We start from the raw sequence: 14,884 nt of genomic DNA, 5'->3' as shown, positions 1-14,884 counted from the left end.
CGTCACCGGCGTGGTCGGTCACACCGGGGTCGCCCGTCGTGCCGGCTGTCGGTCCCATCCGGACACTGGAGGCGTGACCGTCGAACCGCTCCTGCGCCCCACGCGCATCTACGTCGAGCCCGCCGCCGCCGAACTGCCCCGCGGTCGGGCCGTGCTGGACCGGTTCCCCGACGCCGAGCGGGTCGAGGTGGCGAGCCACTGGCAGATCCCCGAGCTGCACGGTGACGAGGCCAACGTGCGCCGGTGGGTGCGGATCAAGCGGGAGGCGCTCGTCCTGGGCGTGAAGAAGTCGCTGTCGGCGCGTCCCAACGGCCGGTCGGCGCACTTCATCGCGCCCTCCACCGCGAACGGCTGCGCGATGGCGTGCGCGTACTGCTACGTGCCGCGCCGCAAGGGCTACTCGAACCCGATCACGGTGTTCGCCAACATCGACCAGATCACCGGCTACCTGGCCCGGCACGTGCGGCGGCAGGGTCCGATGACGTCACCGGACCAGGTGGACGACGCGGCGTGGGTCTACGACATCGGCGAGAACTCGGATTGCGCGGTCGACGCCCTGGTCAGCGACAACGTGCGGGACCTGGTCGAGCTGTTCGGCTCGCTGCCCACGGCCAAGGCGTCCTTCGCGACCAAGCACGTCAACCGCGAGCTGCTCACCTGGGACCCGAAGGGCCGCACCCGCGTCCGCTTCTCCCTGATGCCCGAGCGCACCGCGAAGCTGCTCGACATCCGGACCAGCCCGATGGCCGACCGCCTCGCCGCGCTGGACGACTTCGTCGCCGCCGGGTACGAGGTGCACGTCAACCTCAGCCCGGTGGTCGTCCACGACGGCTGGCTGGAGGACTGGCGCGAACTGCTCGTGTCGCTGGGCGACGCCACCACCCCCGCCACCCGCGCCCAACTCGCCGCCGAGATCATCATGCTGACCCACAACCGCGCGCTGCACGAGGTCAACCTGGGCTGGCACCCGAAGGCCGAGGAGCTGCTGTGGCGGCCGGACCTCCAGGAGGGCAAGCGCAGCGAGGGCGGTGGCGTCAACGTCCGCTACCGCGCCGGTCTCAAGCGCCGACTGCTGGACGAGCTGCTGGACCTCGTCGCCGAGCACGCCCCCTACCTGCGCGTCCGCTACGCCTTCTGACCCCTGGGAGTCCAACCCCCAGGACTCTCGCGGGGTGGGGCGGTGGAGCCGCGGGGGACCAGGGTGGTCGAGAGTTCCAGGTGGAGGGCTTCGGGGCGGTCGCCGTCGAGGACCCTCATCAGCTGGGTCACGGCCATGCGGCCCATCTCGCGGAGCGGTTGGCGGACCGTGGTCAGGGCGGGGCGGGTGGCCCGGCTGAGGTCGATGTCGTCGAACCCGGCGATCGACAGGTCCTCCGGCACGCGCAGGCCGCGGTCCAGGGCGGCGTGCAGGGCGCCCACGGCGAGCTTGTCGTTGAAGCAGACGATCGCGGTCGGGCGCGTCGGACCGTCCAGGAGGGCCCCGGCGGCGCGCAGGCCCTCCGCGGTGGTCGGCTCCACGTGGTGGACCCGGTGCGGTGCCGGCAGGACGCCCACGCGGGCGAGGGCGGCGTGGTGGCCCGCCGTGCGCGCGTCGCCCGCCAGCCACTCCTCGGGGCCGGCGATCACGCCGATGTCCCGGTGCCCCAGGTCGACCAGGTGGGCGGTCAGGGCGCGGGCGCCGGAGAAGTGCGCGGCCGACACGGCGGCGACGTCCGGCGGCGGGGGCGTGCGGGGGTCCACCACGACGAACGGGAAACCGGTCCGCGCCAGCGCCACCAGCTCCTCGCCGTCCTCGGGCGGCAGGACGAGGATCGCCGCCGCGGTCCCGGGGTCGTCGGGCAGGGCGGAGAGGGCGTCGGTGTGCTGGGACGACTCGCCCGCGTCGAGCAGCACCCGCGCGCCGCGCAGGCGCAGCGCCTCGGCGATCGACGACACGATCAGGCCGAAGTAGTCGGTGAGCTGGTAGGGGCACCGCACGGCGACCGCGCGCGGGCCGACCTCGCGGGTCTTGCGCCGCTCGACGGCCTGGAGCACCAGCTCGCGGGTCCGCGGTGACACGTTGACGTGGTCGTTGAGCACGCGCGACACCGTGGCGATCGAGACGCCGGTCTCCGCGGCGATGTCGCGGACCCTGGTGCGCCGCCGGTCGGTCTCCACCTGGTCACCATACCCGTGACCTGCCTCTTGACGTCGAACCGGCCAACCGTGTTCCATCCCGGAACACGATGTTCCATCCTGATTGACGTCTTGTTACACACCGAGGTGGGTGGCTATGAGGAGAACCGTCGCGGCGGTCGGGGTCGCGGTCGCGCTGACCGCGTCCGCGGTCACGTCCGGCCAGGCGTCCGGGGAGGCGACCGGCCAGGCGTCCGGCCCGCGTCCCGGCGAGGTGGCGGCGCGGGTGTGGGTCACCACGCCCGACCGCGCCGAGCTGCTCGCCGAACGGCCGCGCGTCGCGTTCGGCACGACGCCGTCGACCCACCCGACGATCGTGGTGGACCCCGACCGCACCTACCAGGCCGTCGACGGCTTCGGCGCGTCCATCACCGACTCGTCGGCCGCCGTGCTGCACGGCCTCGCGCCCGACGTGCGCGCGAAGACCATGCGCGACCTGTTCGACCCGGTGCACGGCATCGGCGTCAGCTTCCTGCGGCAGCCGGTCGGCTCCTCGGACTTCACCGCCGAGGCCGAGCACTACACCTACGACGACGTGCCGCCCGGTCGGACCGACTTCGCCCTGCGCCACTTCAGCATCGCGCACGACGAGGCCGTCATCCTGCCGCTGCTGCGCGAGGCCAAGCGCCTCAACCCGCGGCTGAAGGTCATGGCGACCCCGTGGAGCCCGCCCGCGTGGATGAAGACCACCGACTCGCTGGTCGGCGGGCGCCTCCAGGACGACCCGCGGGTCTACGACGCCTACGCGCGCTACCTGGTGAAGTTCGTCCAGGCGTACACCGCCGCCGGCGTGCCGATCGACTTCCTGTCCGTGCAGAACGAACCGCAGAACCGCACGCCCGACGCCTACCCCGGCACGGACATGCCGGTCGCGCAGCAGCTCCGGGTGGTCGAGGCGCTCGGCCCGAAGCTGCGGTCGGCCAGCCCGCGCACCGCGATCCTCGGCTACGACCACAACTGGGCGACCCACCCGAACGACGCCGCGAACACCCCGCCCGGTGCGAGCCCGGAGACCGACTACCCGTACCGGCTGCTGAGCAGCAGGGCCGCCCGCTGGATCGCCGGCACCGCGTACCACTGCTACTACGGCGACCCGGGCGCCCAGGCCGCGCTGCACGACGCGTTCCCCGACAAGGGCATCTGGTTCACCGAGTGCTCAGGCTCGAAGGGCGCGCAGGACCCGCCCGCCAAGGTCTTCCGCGACACGCTCACCTGGCACGCCCGCAACGTCGTGCTCGGCACCACCCGCAACTGGGCGCGCTCGGCGGTCAACTGGAACATCGCCCTGGACAGCACCGGCGGCCCGCACAACGGCGGCTGCGCCACGTGCACCGGCCTGGTCACGGTCCAGCCGGACGGCAGCGTCACCACCGACGCCGAGTACTACACGATCGGTCACCTGTCGAAGTTCGTGAAGCCGGGCGCGAAGCGGATCGCCAGCACGTCGTTCGGCACGACCGGGTGGAACGGCCAGGTCATGGACGTGGCGTTCCGCAACCCCGACGGCTCCACCGCCCTGGTCGTGCACAACGAGAACGACGACCCGCGCACGTTCGCGGTCGAGGTCGGCGAGCGCACGTTCGAGTACACCCTGCCGGGCGGCGCGCTGGCGACCTTCACGTGGCCGCGCAGCCCCGCGCTGACGAGCAGGTTCGACTTCGTGCCGCTGACCGGGGCCACCGCCACCGCCTCGCCCGGCGTGGACGCCCGCCTCGCCGTGGACGACGACGCCTCCACCCGCTGGAGCACCGGCGCGGCCCAGGCCCCGGGCCAGTACCTCCAGGTGGACCTCGGGGAGCGGGAGCGGTTCCGCCGGGTGGCGGTCGACAGCGGCGGCAACCTCGGCGACTTCGCCCGCGGCTACCGGCTGTCGGTCAGCGACGACGGCACGAGGTGGCGCACGCTCGCCACCGGCGTCGGCACCGGGCAGCTGACGACCGTCGACGTGCCCACCACCCGTGCCAGGCACCTGCGCGTCACCGCGACCGAGGCGTCCGGCAGCTGGTGGAGCGTCGCCGACGTCCGCCTGTACCGCTGACCCCGCACCGGGTGCGGTGCGGCGATCACCGCACCCGGTGTGCCAGTCTGGCGGGATGACGGACGTGCGGATCGTGCACCTGAGCGAGCCGGTGTTCCGCGCGCTCGTGGACGGCGACCTGGCCGCGGCGAACGCGCTGAGCCCGGTGCCGCTGACGCCGCCCTTCGCGGGCGAGGAGTGGCGGGGCGTGTGGCGGATGCGCCTGGCCCAGGCCGAGGAGGACCCGTCGAGCGCCGCGTGGACCACCGGCGTCATCTGGGACGAGGAGTCGCGCACCCCCGTCGGTCGGGCCGGCTACCACGGTCCGCCGGACGAGGACGGCGTGGTGGAGATCGGCTACGCCGTCGCGCCGGAGCACCGCCGCCGCGGCTACGCCCGCGCCGCCCTCGAAGCCCTGCTGCGGCGGGCCGCCGAGGAACCGCTGGTGCGCACGGTGCGGGTGGCCATCAGACCCGACAACGAGCCGTCCTACCTGCTCGCCGACCAGTACGGGTTCGTCGAGGTCGGCGAGCAGTGGGACGAGGAGGACGGCCTGGAGGTCGTCTACGAGCGGCCCGCCCACCTGCCCGCCACGCCCTCCCCGGACCAGGGCTGACGGTCCGTCGGCGCGGGCCGCCGGAGGAGCCCGGCCGGTGCGCCGGCCGCGCCGGGGCGTTAGGTTCCCGGCATGGACCAGACCCGGCGCCAGGCGCCCGACATCAAGCCGCGCAGCCGCGACGTCACCGACGGCCTGGAGCGCACCGCCGCGCGCGGCATGCTGCGGGCGGTCGGGATGGGGGACGAGGACTGGGTCAAGCCCCAGGTCGGCGTCGCCTCCTCGTGGAACGAGATCACGCCGTGCAACCTGCCGCTCGACCGGCTGGCCAAGGCGAGCAAGGACGGCGTGCACGCGGCGGGCGGCTACCCGCTGGAGTTCGGCACGATCTCGGTGTCCGACGGCATCTCCATGGGCCACGAGGGCATGCACTTCTCCCTGGTGTCGCGCGAGGTCATCGCGGACAGCGTGGAGACGGTCGTGCAGGCCGAGCGGCTGGACGGCACGGTGCTGCTGGCCGGCTGCGACAAGTCGTTGCCCGGCATGCTGATGGCCGCCGCCCGGCTGGACCTGGCGAGCGTGTTCCTCTACGCCGGGTCGATCCTGCCCGGCCGGGTCACGCTGTCCGACGGCACCGACCGCGAGGTCACCATCATCGACGCGTTCGAGGCGGTGGGCGCGTGCTCGCGCGGCCTGATGAGCCGCGAGGACGTCGACCGGATCGAACGGGCCATCTGCCCCGGTGAGGGGGCGTGCGGCGGCATGTACACGGCGAACACCATGGCGAGCGCGGCCGAGGCGCTGGGCATGTCGCTGCCCGGCAGCGCGGCGCCGCCCGCGACGGACCGGCGGCGCGACGCGTTCGCCCGGCGCTCCGGGCAGGCCGTGGTGGAGATGCTGCGCCGCGGGATCACCGCCCGGCAGGTGATGACCCGGGAGGCGTTCGAGAACGCGATCGCCGTGGTGATGGCGTTCGGCGGTTCCACGAACGCGGTCCTGCACCTGCTGGCCATCGCGCACGAGGCCGAGGTGGAGCTGTCCCTGGACGACTTCACCCGGATCGGCGCGAAGGTGCCGCACCTGGCCGACGTGAAGCCGTTCGGGCGGCACGTGATGACCGACGTCGACCGCATCGGCGGCGTGCCCGTGGTGATGAAGGCGCTGCTGGACGCGGACCTGCTGCACGGCGACTGCCTGACCGTCACCGGGCGCACGGTCGCCGAGAACCTGGCCGACATCGCCCCGCCCGACCCCGACGGCAGCGTGCTGCGCGCGATGTCGTCCCCGATCCACCGCACCGGCGGCATCACGGTCCTGCACGGGTCGCTCGCGCCGGAGGGCGCGGTGGTGAAGTCCGCCGGGTTCGACTCGGACGTCTTCACCGGCACCGCGCGGGTCTTCGACCGGGAGCGCGCCGCGATGGACGCCCTGGAGGACGGCACGATCACCGCGGGCGACGTCGTGGTCATCCGCTACGAGGGTCCCAAGGGCGGTCCGGGGATGCGCGAGATGCTCGCCATCACCGCGGCCATCAAGGGCGCCGGGCTGGGCAAGGACGTCCTGCTGCTCACCGACGGCCGGTTCTCCGGCGGCACGACCGGCCTGTGCGTCGGCCACGTCGCCCCGGAGGCCGCGGACGGCGGGCCGATCGCGTTCGTCCGCGACGGCGACCGGATCACCCTGAACGTCGCCGACGGCACCCTGGACCTGGAGGTGGAGCCGGCCGAGCTGGCCGTCCGCCGCCAGGACTGGGCGCCGCTGCCCGCCCGCTACCGGCGCGGCGTGCTGGCGAAGTACGCGAAGCTGGTCGGCTCGGCGTCGCGCGGCGCCGTCTGCGGGTGATCCGCGGACGGCGCCGGCGCGGCGTCACCAGAGGTCGGAGGTGACGATCCCGGCCATCCGCTCGACGGTCAGCGGGGGGACGTCGGCGAGCTGGGCGCCGAGTCCCTTGGGGTCGGTCACGTTGCTGACGTGCAGGATGAGCGCGACGCCGTCGGGGCGGACCAGGTTGACCATCTGGGTCACGCCCGTCGGGGAGCCCTGCAACGCGGTCCGCTGGGTGGTCAGCGAGGAGCCGTCGGGCAGCGTGCTGGTCGTGCAGTCGGAGCCGGGGATGCCGTCGCACCGGGCTTCACCCCGCATGCCGGGATACACGATCAGGTGGAAGCCGCCGGTGATGCCGTCGGCGGTCAGCGTGCCGACGATCGACGCGCCCACCTGCGTCCCGGCCGCGGAGGTGGACGCCGAGGTCGACGTCGGGGCCGGCGGCGGCGTGGACCACGCCCCGGCGGTCGGCGCCGCGGGAGCGGTCATCACCACGGCGCCCGGCCCGGCCTCGGTCACGGTGAACGTCGCCGTGCCGCCGAGGACGGCCCGGAGCCGCGCGGCCAGTTCCTCCGGGGTGCCGGGAGGTGCGGGCGGCGTGGACGCGGTCGTCGGGAGGTCGGCGGTGGGGACGTCGGTCGTGGACGAGGCCGCGACCTGCGTGCCGGGCCGGTCGTCCGGCACCAGCAGCGCGGTCCCGGCCGCCGCCCCGGCGACCACGACGACCGCGGCGGCCACCAGCGCCAGCCTGGGCGCGGTGCGCGACTTCGCGGGTGACGTGGACTCGAAGGCGCGTTCGGCGGTCACGGCGTCGGCTCGCCGCTCCAGCTCGGCGAAGGCGTCGTGCAACACGCGGAGGTCGCTCATGTCGTCTCCTGGTAGGCGTGGCGGTCGGCGGCGAGGTCGATCCGCAGGGTGGCGAGGGCCCGGGAGATCTGGCTGCGCACCGTGGTCGCCCGGCAGCCCAGTTCCGCCGCGATCTCGGCGTCCGGCAACCCGGCGTAGTAGCGCAGCACCACGGCCGCGCGCTGCTTGCGCGGCAGGGCGGCGAGGCGGCCGATCATCGCGTCCCGCTCGGCCCGCTCGTCCGCGCCGTCGCCCAGCTGCCCCACGTCGGGCCCGACGTCGGCGCGGGGTGTCGTGCGGGCCAGCCGCCGGCGCCAGGACAGGTACTCGTTGACGACCATCCGCCGCACGTAGGCGTGCGGCTGGTCCATCCGCGAGATCCGGTCCCACCGCTCGAACGCCCGGCTCAGCACGTCGCTCACCAGGTCCTCGGCCAGCCAGGGTTGGCAGGTCAGCACCGTGGCGAACCGCATCAGCGCCGGACGACGCCCGGCCACGTACTCACCGAACTCCATCGGCGCACTCCCGATCCGCGACTCGGCTTGTGATCACGCCCCTCAACGGCGCAGCCGGTCGATCCGTTGCACGCCGCGGGAGAAGAGGCCCGCGTCACCCCTGGAGCGCCGCCCGGCACGAGTTGAGCGAGTCGCGCAGGCTCCGCCGGGCGGCTCCGTCCAGGCCCGCGACCATGCGCTCCTCCAGTGCGGCGACGGCGGGCGCGACCTCGGCCAGCGCGGCCCGCCCCGGCGCGGTCAGGTCGATCAGCCGGCGGCGGCCGTGGTCGGGGTCGGGTCGGCGGCTGATCAGGCCGCGGTTCTCCAGCGCCGTGATGATGTCGGCCATGGCCTGCGGCGTGACGAACGAGTTGCGGGCCAGGTCGGCGGTGGTCATGCCCTCGCGGCGCTCCAGCACGGTCAGCGCGGTGTAGGTGGACGTGGTGAGGCCGTGCGGGCGCAGCACCTCGTCGAGGTTGGCCCGCACCGCGAGTTCCACCTGCTTGACGGCGTACAGCAGCGACGGTTCCACCGGCACATCCTCCATGATGACAGGTTTCCTGTTAACGTCGAGCGCATGACGCTCCCGCCCACGGTGCAGGTGGAGGACCGCGGCGAGATCGCCGTGCTGCGACTGGCGCGCGCGGCCAAGCGCAACGCCCTCGACGACGCCACCGTGCACGGCCTCGGCGAGTTCTTCGCCGACCCGCCGGCGGGCGTCCGCGCCGTCGTGCTCGACGCCGAGGGCGACCACTTCTCCGCCGGGCTCGACCTCGACAGCCTCGCCGGCGTCGACGCGTTCGCCGCCGTGGCGCACTCCCGCGCGTGGCACCGCGCGTTCGACCGGGTGGAGCGCGGCACCGTGCCGGTGGTGGCGGTGCTGCGCGGCGCCGTCATCGGCGGCGGGCTCGAACTGGCCTGCGCCGCGCACGTCCGCGTCGCCGAGCCGTCCGCGTTCTACGCCCTGCCCGAGGGGCAGCGCGGCCTGTTCACCGGCGGCGGCGCGTCGGTGCGCCTGCCCCGGCTGGTCGGCGTGGCGCGGATGGCGGACATGATGCTCACCGGCCGCGTCCTCGACGCCGCCGAGGGCCAGGCGCTCGGCCTGTCCCAGTACCTCGTGGACGCGGGCGAGGGCCTGGACCGCGCGCTCGGACTGGCCGGGAAGATCGCCGCGGCCTCGCCGATCACCACGTTCGCCGTGCTCCAGGCCCTGCCGCGGATCGCCGAGGCCGCGCCCGACCAGGGCTACCTGCTGGAGGCGCTGATGGCCGCCGTCGCCTCCGGCAGCGACGAGGCGCAGCGGCGGATGACCGAGTTCCTGACCGGGCGCGGACCCAAGGTGGAGCCGTCATGACCCCCGAACCGCTGTGGACGCCACCCGCGGACGTCCGCGAGACCACCCGCATCGGCCGCTTCGCCGACTGGCTGGAGCGGACGCGCGGCCTGCGCTTCGACGACTACGCCGCACTGCACCGGTGGTCGGTGACCGACCTCGACGGATTCTGGTCGGCGGTCGTCGAGCACTTCGGCATCACCTTCACCACGCTGCCGCGCGCCGTGCTGGGTCGTCGGGAGATGCCGGGCGCGGAGTGGTTCCCGGGCGCCGAGCTGAACTACGCGCGGCACGCCCTGCGCAACCCCTTCCACGACCAGGTGGCGGTCGTCGCCCACTCCCAGACCCGGCCGCCGGTCGAGCTGACGTGGGCGGAGCTGCGCGACCGGGTCGCCCGCGCCCGCGCCGGGCTGGTGCGCCTGGGCGTCGGCCGGGGCGACCGGGTCGTCGCGTTCGCGCCCAACATCCCGGAGACGCTGATCGCCTTCCTCGCCACCGCGAGCCTCGGCGCGGTGTGGGCGTCCTGCGCGCCGGAGTTCGGCGCGCGCAGCGTCGTGGACCGGTTCGCCCAGGTCGAACCGGCCGTGCTGCTCGCCGTGCCGGGGTACGTCCACGGCGGGAGGCACGTCGACCGCCGCGACGCCGTCGCCGCCCTCCGCGCGGGCTTACCGGGCCTGCGCCACGTCGTGGAGATCCCCTACGGCGACGGCGCGATCCCCGGCGCGGTCGGCTGGGCCGAGCTCCTCGCCGGGCGCGGCCCCCTCGACTTCGAGCCCGTCCCGTTCGCCCACCCGCTGTACGTGCTGTTCTCCTCCGGCACGACCGGCAAGCCCAAGGCGATTGTGCACGGCCACGGCGGCATCACCGTCGAGCACAGCAAGAACCACGCGCTGTCCTGGGACCTCGGCCCCGGCGACCGGTTCCAGTGGTTCACCACCACCGCGTGGATGCTGTGGAACTCCCTGGTGTCCGGCCTGCTGGTCGGCGCGTCGGTGGTGCTGGTCGACGGCAACCCCGTGCACCCCGACCCCGGGTGGCAGTGGCGGCTGGCCGACGAGACCGGCGCGACGACCATGGGCGCCTCGCCCGGCTGGCTCATGGCGTGCCGGGCGAAAGGGCTGCGGCCGGGGGAGGAGCTGGAGCTGCGCGGGCTGCGGCAGATCGGCGTGGCCGGCAGCCCGCTGCCCGCGGAGGCGTACCACTGGGTGCGCGGGCAGTTCGGCGACCGCGTGCTGCTCAACAACGGCAGCGGCGGCACCGACATCTGCACCGCCATGGTGCAGGGCAGCGCGTGGCAGCCGGTGTGGGCGGGCGAGATCTCCGGACCCACGCTGGGCGTGGACTGCGCCGCGTTCGACGTGCGCGGCAGACCGGTCGTCGGCGAACTCGGCGAACTGGTGATCACCCGGCCCGTGCCGAGCATGCCGGTGCGGTTCTGGGGCGACGCCGAACCGACCGACCCCGCGTCCCGCTACCACCGCACCTACTTCGACGCCTACCCCGGCGTGTGGCGGCACGGCGACTGGGCGCGGTTCCGCGAGACGGGGAGCTGCGTCATCACCGGGCGCAGCGACGCCACCCTCAACCGCGGCGGCGTCCGGCTCGGCACCGCCGAGTTCTACGCGGTGGTCGAGGAGCTGCCGGAGGTGGACGACAGCCTCGTGGTCCACCTGGAGGACCCGGCGGGCGGCAGCGGGGAGCTGCTGCTGTTCGTCCAGCTCGCGGACGGCGCGGTGCTGGACGACGCGCTGCGCGCCCGGGTCGCCGACGTGCTGCGCACGGCGCTGTCGCCCCGGCACGTGCCCGACCGGATCACCGCCGTGCCCGCCGTGCCCCGCAACCGCACGGGCAAGAAGCTGGAGCTGCCGGTGAAGAAGATCCTGCTCGGCGCGGCGGTGGACGACGTCGCCGGCCGCGACGCGCTCGCCGACCCGACCTCGCTGGACGTCTTCGAGGAGCTGTCGTGAACATCGCCGAACTGGACGCGATCGACTTCCACGTGCACGTGGAGCAGGACGCGCACGGGCACTTCGCGCTCGACCGGGAACTCCTCGACGCCTCCGCCCGGTACTTCAGGTCCGACCAGGACCGCACGCCCACCGTCGAGGCCATCGCGGCGCACTACCGCGCGCGCCGCACCGCCGCCGTGGTGTTCACCGTCGACGCCACCACCGCCCTCGGCCACCCCGCCCTGTCCAGCGAGGAGGTCGCCGACGCCGCCGCCGCGCACGCCGACGTGCTGATCCCGTTCGGCTCGGTCGACCCGCACGACGCCGGCGCGGTGCGGCGCATCCGGTCGCTGGTGCGGGACCACGGCGTGCGCGGCTTCAAGTTCCACCCGAGCCTCCAGGCGTTCGAGCCGGACGACCGCGCGCACTACCCGCTGTACGAGGCGATCGCGGAGGCCGGCGTGCCCGCGCTGTTCCACACCGGGCAGACCGGCATCGGCGCGGGCCTGCCCGGCGGGCGCGGCATCAAGCTGCGGTACAGCGACCCGATGCTGCTCGACGACGTGGCCGCGGACTTCCCGGAGCTGACCGTCGTGCTCGCGCACCCGTCGGTGCCGTGGCAGGACGCCGCCATCTCCATCGCCACGCACAAGGCGAACGTCCACATCGACCTGTCCGGCTGGTCGCCGAAGTACTTCCCGCCGCAGCTGGTGCGCGCGGTCGGCGGGCTGCTGAAGCACAAGGTGCTGTTCGGTTCCGACTACCCGGTCCTCACGCCGGACCGGTGGCGCGCCGACTTCGACGTCCTGGACGTCAAGCCCGAGGTCCGCCCGCTGGTGCTCAAGGAGAACGCCGTCCGCCTGCTCGGCCTGGGAGGCCTCCGATGACGGAACCGGCCCTGGAACTCGTCGCCCGCCTGCGGGTCCTGATCGGCGAGCCGGTCGACGCGGGTCCCGTTCCCGGCGGCAGGCGGCACGTCATCCCCATCACCGGCGGCAGCGCCGACGGCCCGCTGATCACCGGTGAGGTCCTGCCGATCGGCGCGGACTGGAGCCTGGTGCGCGCCGACGGGGTGCCCGAGGTGAGCGCGAGGTACCTGGTGCGGACCGGGGACGGCACGATCCTCACCGTCACCAACCACGGCACGATCACCGTCGACGGCGGCGTTCCGCGCGGCCTCACCACCCCGCGCGTCGAAGCCCCGGCAGGTCCGCACGCCTGGCTCGACGACGCCGTCCTGGTCGGCACCCTGGGCCCGCTCCTGGACGACGGCCGGCCGGTGGGCGTCTCCCTCGCGTTCCACCGCGCGGTGCTCCGCTGAGCGGTGATCGGCACGCGGGTGTCGGCGATGCCCGCACCCCGCGCGCCGAGGCGACCGCCTAGCAGGTGTACTCGTGGCGTCGGCGCAGCATGGCCGCCAGCATCGCGGGGACCATCAGCACGTGGCCGGCCGTCATCAGCGCCGTCCCGGACAGCGCGCCGCCCCAGTGGAACGGCAGCAGGACCACGAACGGCACGTACATCGCGGCGCACATCTCGACGACGCCGGGCCACGCGTGGCGGCGCACGCGCATCCACAGCGCCATGCCCAGCGACATGTTCGTGGCCATCACCAGCACGTGCGCGGTGACCACGTCGTCCAGGCCCGGCCAGGCGGACGACCAGACCGGTCCCAGCGCGACCATGCCGACCACCATGGCCACGACCATCTCCAGGAAGTGGCGGGCGAAGCGCAGCGCACCCCCCGGCCGCTGCCCCCCTCCGGCGTCCACGACTGCTCCTCCACCGCGGTCCTCCACGGGGTCCTCCACGGGATTCGTCATGGTGGAGATGGTCGTCCGGCGGGGCGGCGCGGTCAGGTGCCGGAAGTCACGCGCGAGGTCACGTGACCAGCGGACGTCAGAGCAGGCCGAGTTCGCGCGCCCGCAGCGCGGCCTGGGTGCGGTCGCGCACCCGGAGCTTGGACAGCACGCTCGTGACCAGGTTCTTCACGGTCCCCTCGGCCAGGAACAGGCTGCCGGCGATCTCGCGGTTGCTGAGCCCGCCGGCCAGCAGCCGCACGACCTCCAGCTCGCGCTCCGACAGCGGCACGGGCAGGGGGCGCGGCGGCGCGTCGTCCTCGCTCGGCAGCCGGGCGATCCTGGCCACCAGCTTGGCCGCGACCGACGGTTGCAGCACCGACTCGCCGCGCCGGGCCGCCACCAGCGCCTCGACCAGCCGCGCCGAGGACACGTCCTTGAGCAGGTAGCCGACCGCGCCCGCGCGCAGCGCCGCGAACACGTCCGCGTCGTCGTCGAACGTGGTCAGCGCCAGCACCCGCACGCCGGGCTGCTCGACCCGCAGCCGGCCGGTGGCCGCGATCCCGTCCAGCACCGCCATCCGCAGGTCCATCAGCACCACGTCCGGCCGCAGCTCGGCGCACCGCCGCACGGCCTGCTCACCGTCACCGGCCTCGCCGACCACCTCGATGCCCGGCTGCACCTCCAGCAGCGTCGCCAGCGCCTCCCGGAACAGGGCCTGGTCGTCGACGATCAGCACGCGGACGGACGTCATCCCGGCACCTCCACCGTCAGCGTCGACCCGCGCCCGGCGGCCGAGTCGAGGGACACCCGCCCGCCGAGGCCCGCCACCCGCTCGCGCAGCCCGACGAGGCCGAACCCGCCGCCGCCCTCGTGCCCGCCGCGGCCGTCGTCGCGCACCTCCAGCCGGACCAGGTCGTCCCGGCCGTAGTCGAGCACGACGGTCGCCGCCGTCGCGCCCGCGTGCTTGCGGACGTTGGTCAGACCCTCCTGGGCCGCCCGGAACAGCGACTCCCCGACCTCGGCGCGAACCTCGCGCGCCGCGCCGCGCACCTCCAGCCCGGTCGGCACGCCCGCCTCCCCGGTCGCGTCCGCCAGCGACCGCAGCGCGTCCACCAGCGGTCGCGGCTCCCGCAGGGCGGAGACCGAGCGGCGCACCTCCGCCAGCGCCGCCTTCGACTGGTCCTGCGCCTTCGCCAGCATCGCGTCCAGGCGGGCCGGGTCGGCGGTGCCGATCACCGCACGCGCCGCCTGGAGCAGCATCTGCACGACGGTCAGGTGGTGGCCCAGCCCGTCGTGGATGTCGCGCGCGACCCGGTTGCGCTCCTGGGTGGTGGCGAGCTGCTCGGCCTGGGCGGCGTACCCGCGCAGCCGCTCGTGCGCCCGCGCCAACTCCGCCCTGGCCCGCTGCTCGCGCACCAGCAGCTCGGTCACGACGAGGGCGAACGCGCACGCGGCGAACGTGCCCAGGCCCTCGCGCAGCCCGGCGCGCCACTCCATCGGCGCGTGCACCAGCGGCACGAGCACGGCCACCGCGACGGCGGCGGGCAGCGGCAGCAGCAGCCTGCTCTGCGAGACCAGCACCACCAGCAGCAGGATGCCCCCGACCGTCGCGCCGGACAGGGCGAACACCAGGAAGCCCAGCGGCAGCTGGACGGCGACGTAGGCGACCGCGAACGCCCTCCGCCGGCCGAGCACCCCGTGGAACCCGACGATGGACAGCACGACGTAGAGCAGCCCGAGGAGCAGGGTGGGCACGAGGTGGGTCTCGTAGCTGCCGGAGCCGCCGAGCGGCAGCGTCGCGTACGCCACGACGGCCAGGATGCTCAGCGCCCACTGCACGCGCCCACTGTGCTGGAGGCCGAACGGCGTGGTCAACCGGGTGCGGGAC

15 protein-coding genes are annotated in these 14,884 nt (G+C 74.3%); 8 read left to right on the top strand and 7 right to left on the bottom strand.

The features are described 5' to 3' along the window. The first annotated feature begins 73 nt into the window (after positions 1-73). Positions 74-1,138, top strand: coding sequence for a spore photoproduct lyase family protein (locus tag CKY47_RS08435; protein WP_306745109.1), 1,065 nt, complete (start codon positions 74-76; stop codon positions 1,136-1,138). On the opposite strand, the gene CKY47_RS08430 is transcribed toward CKY47_RS08435, so the two are convergent. After that, complete coding sequence (locus CKY47_RS08430) at positions 1,126-2,157, bottom strand: LacI family DNA-binding transcriptional regulator (RefSeq protein WP_306745108.1); 1,032 nt, start codon at positions 2,155-2,157, stop codon at positions 1,126-1,128. The genes CKY47_RS08435 and CKY47_RS08430 overlap by 13 nt on opposite strands. 115 nt (positions 2,158-2,272) lie before the next feature. Between CKY47_RS08430 and CKY47_RS08425 the strand changes: the two genes are divergently transcribed. From CKY47_RS08425 to ilvD, 3 genes are all read left to right on the top strand, one after another. After that, positions 2,273-4,213: a discoidin domain-containing protein gene (locus CKY47_RS08425; protein WP_306745107.1), complete on the top strand. Its 1,941-nt coding sequence runs from the start codon at positions 2,273-2,275 to the stop codon at positions 4,211-4,213. A gap of 55 nt (positions 4,214-4,268) precedes the next feature. Beyond that, a complete protein-coding gene (locus tag CKY47_RS08420) occupies positions 4,269-4,808 on the top strand; it encodes a GNAT family N-acetyltransferase (RefSeq protein WP_306745106.1) in 540 nt (179 codons plus the stop codon). 72 nt (positions 4,809-4,880) lie between these two features. Further along, positions 4,881-6,590 carry a dihydroxy-acid dehydratase gene (gene ilvD / locus CKY47_RS08415; protein WP_306745105.1) on the top strand — a complete coding sequence of 570 codons (1,710 nt, stop codon included), beginning with the start codon at positions 4,881-4,883 and terminating at the stop codon, positions 6,588-6,590. Between the two features lie 24 nt (positions 6,591-6,614). Here the strand turns inward: ilvD and CKY47_RS08410 are convergent, their stop codons facing one another. The 3 genes from CKY47_RS08410 to CKY47_RS08400 form a co-directional block, all read right to left on the bottom strand. Continuing rightward, positions 6,615-7,439: a hypothetical protein gene (locus CKY47_RS08410; RefSeq protein WP_306745104.1), complete on the bottom strand. Its 825-nt coding sequence runs from the start codon at positions 7,437-7,439 to the stop codon at positions 6,615-6,617. Then, positions 7,436-7,933 (bottom strand): SigE family RNA polymerase sigma factor, encoded by a 498-nt coding sequence (locus tag CKY47_RS08405; protein ID WP_306745103.1) that lies wholly within the window; start codon positions 7,931-7,933, stop codon positions 7,436-7,438. The genes CKY47_RS08410 and CKY47_RS08405 overlap by 4 nt, the downstream gene beginning before the upstream one ends. A 94-nt stretch (positions 7,934-8,027) precedes the next feature. Next, complete coding sequence (locus CKY47_RS08400; protein WP_306745102.1) at positions 8,028-8,459, bottom strand: MarR family winged helix-turn-helix transcriptional regulator; 432 nt, start codon at positions 8,457-8,459, stop codon at positions 8,028-8,030. A gap of 30 nt (positions 8,460-8,489) precedes the next feature. Here CKY47_RS08400 and CKY47_RS08395 point away from each other — a divergent pair, with 30 nt between their 5' ends. The 4 genes from CKY47_RS08395 to CKY47_RS08380 are packed head-to-tail and all read left to right on the top strand — an operon-like array spanning position 8,490 to position 12,515. Beyond that, positions 8,490-9,266 (top strand): crotonase/enoyl-CoA hydratase family protein, encoded by a 777-nt coding sequence (locus CKY47_RS08395; RefSeq protein WP_306745101.1) that lies wholly within the window; start codon positions 8,490-8,492, stop codon positions 9,264-9,266. Beyond that, the gene (locus tag CKY47_RS08390; RefSeq protein WP_306745100.1) at positions 9,263-11,212 is read left to right on the top strand and encodes an acetoacetate--CoA ligase; all 1,950 of its coding nucleotides are present in this window, start codon (positions 9,263-9,265) and stop codon (positions 11,210-11,212) included. The genes CKY47_RS08395 and CKY47_RS08390 overlap by 4 nt, the downstream gene beginning before the upstream one ends. Next, complete coding sequence (locus CKY47_RS08385; protein WP_306745099.1) at positions 11,209-12,081, top strand: amidohydrolase family protein; 873 nt, start codon at positions 11,209-11,211, stop codon at positions 12,079-12,081. The genes CKY47_RS08390 and CKY47_RS08385 overlap by 4 nt, the downstream gene beginning before the upstream one ends. Further along, positions 12,078-12,515 carry a DUF3237 domain-containing protein gene (locus CKY47_RS08380; protein WP_306745098.1) on the top strand — a complete coding sequence of 146 codons (438 nt, stop codon included), beginning with the start codon at positions 12,078-12,080 and terminating at the stop codon, positions 12,513-12,515. Before CKY47_RS08385 ends, CKY47_RS08380 begins: the two co-directional genes overlap by 4 nt. A gap of 58 nt (positions 12,516-12,573) precedes the next feature. Here the strand turns inward: CKY47_RS08380 and CKY47_RS08375 are convergent, their stop codons facing one another. The 3 genes from CKY47_RS08375 to CKY47_RS08365 form a co-directional block, all read right to left on the bottom strand. Beyond that, complete coding sequence (locus CKY47_RS08375; protein WP_306745097.1) at positions 12,574-13,017, bottom strand: hypothetical protein; 444 nt, start codon at positions 13,015-13,017, stop codon at positions 12,574-12,576. Between the two features lie 76 nt (positions 13,018-13,093). Continuing rightward, positions 13,094-13,747, bottom strand: a complete 654-nt coding sequence (locus CKY47_RS08370) for a response regulator (protein WP_306745096.1) — start codon at positions 13,745-13,747, stop codon at positions 13,094-13,096. Beyond that, on the bottom strand, positions 13,744-14,835 hold the full coding sequence (locus CKY47_RS08365; protein ID WP_306745095.1) for a sensor histidine kinase: 1,092 nt from the start codon (positions 14,833-14,835) through the stop codon (positions 13,744-13,746). Before CKY47_RS08365 ends, CKY47_RS08370 begins: the two co-directional genes overlap by 4 nt. Positions 14,836-14,884: the final 49 nt, after the last annotated feature.

Origin of the sequence: Saccharothrix longispora (assembly GCF_030852425.1) — a bacterium.
Classification (GTDB): domain Bacteria; phylum Actinomycetota; class Actinomycetes; order Mycobacteriales; family Pseudonocardiaceae; genus Actinosynnema; species Actinosynnema longispora.
This window is presented reverse-complemented; position numbering and strand designations above follow the sequence as displayed.